This window comes from Brevibacillus sp. SKDU10 (assembly GCF_001645205.1).
Taxonomy (GTDB): Bacteria; Bacillota; Bacilli; order Brevibacillales; family Brevibacillaceae; genus Brevibacillus_B; species Brevibacillus_B halotolerans.
Genome location: NZ_LSSO01000167.1, coordinates 48,115 through 54,648, shown reverse-complemented (window position 1 = coordinate 54,648; position 6,534 = coordinate 48,115). Strand labels below are relative to the sequence as shown.

3 protein-coding genes are annotated in these 6,534 nt (G+C 39.2%); all 3 read left to right on the top strand.

Features of this window, described 5'->3' with window-relative positions:
- The first annotated feature begins 421 nt into the window (after positions 1 to 421).
- The 3 genes from sbnA to AYJ08_RS13890 all read left to right on the top strand — a co-directional run bounded on the left by sbnA (position 422) and on the right by AYJ08_RS13890 (position 6,530).
- A complete protein-coding gene (sbnA, locus tag AYJ08_RS13900; protein WP_064018231.1) occupies positions 422 to 1,375 on the top strand; it encodes a 2,3-diaminopropionate biosynthesis protein SbnA in 954 nt (317 codons plus the stop codon).
- Between the two features lie 104 nt (positions 1,376 to 1,479).
- Positions 1,480 to 2,748, top strand: a complete 1,269-nt coding sequence (fabD, locus tag AYJ08_RS13895; protein WP_064018230.1) for an ACP S-malonyltransferase — start codon at positions 1,480 to 1,482, stop codon at positions 2,746 to 2,748.
- Positions 2,749 to 2,792: 44 nt separating this feature from the next.
- A complete protein-coding gene (locus AYJ08_RS13890; RefSeq protein WP_064018229.1) occupies positions 2,793 to 6,530 on the top strand; it encodes a non-ribosomal peptide synthetase in 3,738 nt (1,245 codons plus the stop codon).
- Positions 6,531 to 6,534: the final 4 nt, after the last annotated feature.

Below are 6,534 nucleotides of genomic sequence, written 5' to 3'. Positions count from 1 at the left end.
GTATTTATTTGTAATATATTCTTAAAATTCAATAATGGCCTATTTTTTCATAATAATAAAAGAATTACCTTTTTGAAAAAAAGTGAATATAGTAAATTTTAGCTTTTCGTCATATAGACATCGCTTGAAAGTTTAGGTATATTAAAAATATGGAAAATTTTTTTCAATAATATGCTTTTATAGTAAAGATTATCTTAAAAAGTCATTTTATTTCATAGCAGGAATGTGAATGCTATTTGCAATTTGTTTTGAATTTACTCACAATTCACTTATTAATTATTCGCTTCTAACAGAAAGTAGTTAGAGCACTTTATTTTGTTTGATTGAAGGTGATAGCTTAATCAGCATGCACTTTTATGAAAAGGAATGCAAGCGAAGTGTTGCATTGGGGCAATACGAATACCAAAGGGAGAGGTAATTTATGCTATCAAAACTAGACGAGCTACAGTCATTTATTGGTGATACACCTCTTTTACATTTGAAAAACGATACGATGAACCTTTATACCAAGCTGGAATTTCAGAATTATAGTGGAAGTGTGAAAGTTCGGCCGGCTTATTACATATTAAAATCTGCAATTGAGAGAGGCGAAATAACCTCTACTACTACTGTAATTGAATCTACTTCCGGAAATTTTGGCATTGCATTAGCCTATTTATGCAAAAAGCTCGAAATTCCCTTTATACCTATTATTGATAATAATATTAATGAGATATATGAAAAGATTTTACGTGTCACCGCTACCAAGGTGATAAAAGTAACCGAGCGAGACGAGACTGGTGGTTATTTATTAAATCGAATAAGAAAAGTAAATGAACTTCTACGTACAATCAAAGATTCATTTTGGACAAATCAGTATGCAAACCGGGATAGCTTCCTGGCTCATTATCATGGATTAGGCAGAGAAATTGCCGACGCCTTTGAACAACTGGATTATGTGTTTATCGGTGTTAGCTCGTGTGGAACCATTGCTGGTGTGTCCCGCAGATTAAAAGAAAAGTTTCCATCTGTTAAGGTTATTGCAGTAGATACAGAGGGTTCGGTGATATTTGGAAATAGTCCGAAAAAACGCTTTATTCCAGGGATTGGATCTAGCATGGTCCCAGAAATACTGAAGGAGGCTAGGATCGACGAGGTAATTCATGTACCTGAGTATCGAGCAATCCAAGGGTGTCACGAACTGCTAGAAAAGCACGCTTTATTTGTAGGTGGCTCATCGGGCAGCTCCTATTATGCTATCAAGCATTATTTTGCAGACAAGACATTTCAAACACCGCCGAATGTAGTCTTTATTTGTCCTGATAGCGGTTTATCTTATGTGGATACAATTTATAACAAAGATTGGGTAGAAAAATTCTGCCTACACCAATCATAACGAGATAAAACGTCCTATCACGATTATCTATCATCAAGCATCTATTTTTGGGGCGTTATTTATGACTAGTAAACCAAAATACGTAATGGGGGAGTGATGGATACATGAGAGATTTAGCATTTGTGTTTTCTGGACAAGGCTCACAATATGTCAATATGGGAAAAGAGTTATGCGATCATTACGCCATTGCTAGAAGGACCTTTGAAGAGGCCGAGCAGATCGTAGGATTTGATTTACGTAAACTATGCATCGAAGGCGATCTTGAGGAGCTGACCAAAACGGCCAATGCTCAACCAGCTATTTTAGCTACAAGTATTGCTCTTTGGCGTGTTTATATGCAGGAAATAGGTGTCAAGCCTCATTTTGTCGCTGGACACAGCTTAGGTGAATACTCCGCACTTGTTTGCGCTGGTGCAATGAATTTTTCACAGGCAGTTCGTTTCGTTCACAAGCGCGGTCTACTTATGCAGGAAATAACGGCTCAAGGAACTGGAGCGATGGCATCTGTTACGGGAATAGACAAGGCTGACATTGAAAAGGTTTGTTGTGAATATTCAGATGAGGCGAACTTTGCGCATCTTTCTAACATTAATTCTTCACGTCAAGTAGTTATTTCCGGTCATCGCCAAGCGATTGAAAAGGTAGCAAAAAAACTGGAACAGATGGGAGCTACAGTCATATTCTTGCGTGTTAGTGCCCCGTTTCATAGTCCACTGATGCAATCAGTTGCTTCCTCTTTACAGGCGGAGCTTCAACAAAATAGCTATCAGCCTATGCGTTACTCTGTCATTGCGAATGTCGATGGACAGCCATACACAAGCAGTGATCAAATTGTAGAACATTTGACTACACAAGTGACGGCCCCGGTTCAATGGCTTGCCACTATGCAGTTTTTATACCAAAAGGGCATTCGAAAAGTAATCGAGTTTGGACCGAATAAGGTCTTGCGCAATTTAATGAAAAAGGAATATCCTGATGTACTTGCCTATTCATATGATGCAGCACAGGATGTTGTTGGCGTGAAAGAAATGATGGGATTCCCGACGGATTATCAAGCATTTATTCCTAGTGTAATTACAAAATGCCTAGCTGTTGCTGTTGCAACACCAAATCGAAATATGGATGCTGAAGAATATCAAAAAGGTGTGATTGAACCATATCGACGGATTCAAAAGCTACAAAATGAGCTGGAAGAGACAGGTGCAGAACCGACCGTAAAACAAATGCGTGAAGCCCTTGATATGCTGACATCAGTATTTTTAACCAAAAAAACTTCAACTGAAGAACAGAAAAAACGCTTTGATGAAATTTTAGACGAAACAGGGACGGGCTATTTGCTTCCTGAGTTTCAGAATTACCGATTTGAAAATTGATTGTACCGTCACCTTTACTATGGGAAGGAAAAGGAGCTTTTCACTTGGAAAAAAAACCAGAAGTAACCAAAATTTATCCGCTGACTCCCTTACAAGAAGGCATCTTATTTCATTCCATTGTACATAAAGATTCAGGTGCCTACTTTCAGAGCTTGACTTTTTCGATTGAAGGTCATGTAGATATTGATCTGTTTTTAAAAAGCGTCAATGTATTAATTGAACGACATGATATTTTACGAACAGCCTTTGTATATGAAAAAGTAAAAAAGCCAATGCAACTAGTGCTTAAAAAACGGGAATTGACTAGCATTCATTTTGAGGATATTTCCAGCGTGCGTGATCAGGAGGAATATGTACAAGATTATTTGAAAAAAGACAAAACACAAGGATTTCATTTATCTAAAGAAGTCCTTATTCGAATTGCTATATTCCAGACATCAAAAGAGTGCTATAGAGTGGTTTGGAGCTACCATCATTTAATTATGGATGGCTGGTCACTTGGTATTATGTTCCATGAATTTCTACAAATTTACGATTCCTTTGCGTTCCATAAAACGCTAAAGCTGGAACCGGTCCATTCCTATCAGCAATTTATTCAATGGCTAGAAAAGCAGGATAATGAGCAGGCCAAGGAATACTGGGGAGGTTATCTGGAAGGCTATGATCAGTTGGCCGTAATGCCAAGTTTGATCAATAAAACGAATGCTACTGGGTATGAGGCAAAAGAAGCGGAATTTGAGATCGATAGGGAAAAAACACAACAGCTTAATAAGATTGCACGGCAAAATAATGCTACATTAAGCACGGTATGGGAAGCAATATGGGGACTGGTGCTCCAACGATATAACAATGTAGACGATGTAGTGTTTGGATCTGTTGTGTCTGGCCGAAATGCTGAAGTAGCAGGCATTAACCAGATGGTCGGATTATTTATTAATACAGTTCCCGTACGTATTAGAACGGACCGGGTAGAAACGTTTGCACAGCTTGTACAAATGGCTCAGGAAAGCTCAACTAGAGCAAAGATGTATGATTTTTTCCCGCTTTATGAGATGCCAGTAGGCACAAAGATGAGTCAAGGCATCATTGATCATGTTTCTATTTTTCAAAAGTCACCAATTGATATGAGTGAATCAAGCAATGATTCAGGCACGAGGGGACTTGCTCAAGCAATCACTCATATTGAGTTATTGGAACAAACCAACTATGACTTTAGCATAATGGTCATCACGGGAGAGTCCTTGATCATTCGTATGGGCTACAACGCGAATTTACATAGCTACGACTTTATCAAAAGAATCTTTGGTCATATCGAAGAATTGATAGAGCAAGTCATAGCGAATCCAGAAATCGAGCTTAGCCAGCTCAAGATTACGACTCTAACAGAAGAGAATGAGCTGCTTGAGCGATTCAACGACACCATGCTTCCATATGATCGTAGTAAGACTATTCATGAATTAATTGCGTTACAAGCTAAAAAAACACCGGATCAGATAGCGGTCGTATGCGAAGGAGCTCAGCTAACATATTGTGAATTGGATGAAAAAGCCAAGAGAGTCGCTTGCAGTTTGATTGATAAAGGAGTAGGTCCCAATACGATTGTTGGGTTAATGACCGAACGTTCATTGGATATGGTAATCGGCTTACTTGCGATTCTTAAGGCCGGAGGAGCATATTTACCAATTGATCCGACATATCCTGAGGAGCGTGTGAAATACATGCTTACAGATAGTGGCGCTGCATTGATTCTTACCCAACGGCATTTAGTCTCAGATAACCAAATGGGGAAGGAATACATTTATCTTGACGAGACGTTAGCGTATGAAGAAGAGCCCTTGTGGAAAGCAGATACTGCTGTGTCAGAGGATTTAGCGTATGTGATTTACACTTCTGGTTCAACTGGGCAGCCAAAAGGAGTCATGATTCCTCATAGGGCAGTTCATAATTTTATCCAAGGAATCACTGAGAAACTTGCCTTTACTGAAGGAAAATCAATCCTGGCTCTTACTACCATTTCCTTTGATATTTTTGTATTAGAGACGTTAGTGCCACTCACTCAAGGAATGCGTGTAGTTGTTGCAACAGAAGCACAGCAGCGTGACCCAAAATTATTAAATGAGCTGATCAAGGTCCAACATATCAATTTCTTGCAACTCACTCCTTCTCGACTGCAATTGCTTTTATACAGTGAGGCAGATTGTTTTAGCCAATTAGAACAAATTCTGATAGGAGGAGAAGCTCTTCTCCCTTCCCTATTAGCTCAGCTTAAAGAACGAACACAAGCTCAGATATTTAATATGTACGGTCCTACAGAAACAACGATCTGGTCGTTAATACAGGATGTGACGAATACAACTGCTATTACAATTGGAAAACCAATAGCCAATACACAAGCTTACATTCTCAATAAGCACAATAGCTTACAGCCAATCGGTATGACAGGCGAATTGTGTTTAGCAGGTGACGGCTTATCTAAAGGTTATCTGAATCGAGAGGAACAGACTTCCGAAAAGTTTGTGATAAATCCATTCCAAACAAATCGAATGATGTATCGCACTGGTGATTTAGCGAGATGGCTTTCAGACGGAACGATTGAGTTTAAAGGTAGGATCGACCATCAAATCAAGATCAGGGGCTTCCGAGTTGAGCTTGGCGAGATTGAGAATTGCTTGGTAAAACACCCAGCGGTTCACGAAGCAGTGGTGATCGTGGAGGAGGTTGGCGCTTCGCAGAATCTCTGCGCTTATTACGTAGGGCAGCATGATGTAAATCCGCATGAACTCCGTCAGGTACTTAGTCAGGAATTACCAGAATATATGGTTCCAGCACACTTTGTTTTTTTAAAGGAGCTTCCGCTTACAGCTAACGGGAAGATCGATCGAAAGCAATTACCTAAACCGAGCGAAGGTGTACGATCAAGTGAAGTGCTCATTCAGTCTCCTAATACGGAGGTTGAGCGAGAGCTGGTGGAGATCTGGAAAAATGTATTGAACCGGGATGTCATTGGTTTACATGAAAGCTTTTTCGATTTAGGCGGAAATTCCGTTCTGCTAGTTCAGATGCATGCCCAAGTAGATAAAAAATATGCGGGGAAAATAGATATTGGAGATGTTTTTTCCTACTCTACCATCGCGAAGCTAGCCAGCTATATTGAATCAAGGACAGTAGAGAATCTACCATTGATTCAAATTCCAGCCATCCAGCTCCCTTCAGAATATTTTCATGTAAATGAGGGTCATAACAGTACGCTATTCACTTTTGCTTTTCAGGAAGAAATGGTTGCTGGCCTACATATGGTAGCAGATCGGTACAGTGTCGAGATAGCTGATATTTTACTTGCAATGAATCTGTATTTGTATGCTGAAGTCGGCGAACTGACTGATGTCACTCTTCAGTTACAGACAACGGATAATAGAACCATAGCTATTCACGTAAATATGAACAGCATTGAAGATTTTGGAGACTTATTTAGACATGTAAGAGAAACGCGAATACAGCCAAATCCCCTTTCTCTATATTCTATTCAGTCATTGGAAAAGAGCTATACAAGTAAAACGAATGAACAAATATGGCCGTTATTTACCGAATATTCTTCTCAGTCAAATGAATTTAATCGCTTGTTTGATCTCATATTTGAATTGCAAATCGAGCCAAAAATGATTGCTTTTGAGTGTCGATATGATCAAAACAAATTAAACCATGGAAAAGTCGAAGAACTCATTTATGGGTATCTCAAGCTGCTTTCTCTCATGCTAGAAAATGAGCATCATGCAACTATCTAATTGA

Coding starts and splice junctions, on each gene's coding strand:
- sbnA (WP_064018231.1), top strand. CDS start 422: ATGCTATCAAAACTAGACGAGCTACAGTCATTTATTGGTGATACACCT.
- fabD (WP_064018230.1), top strand. CDS start 1,480: ATGAGAGATTTAGCATTTGTGTTTTCTGGACAAGGCTCACAATATGTC.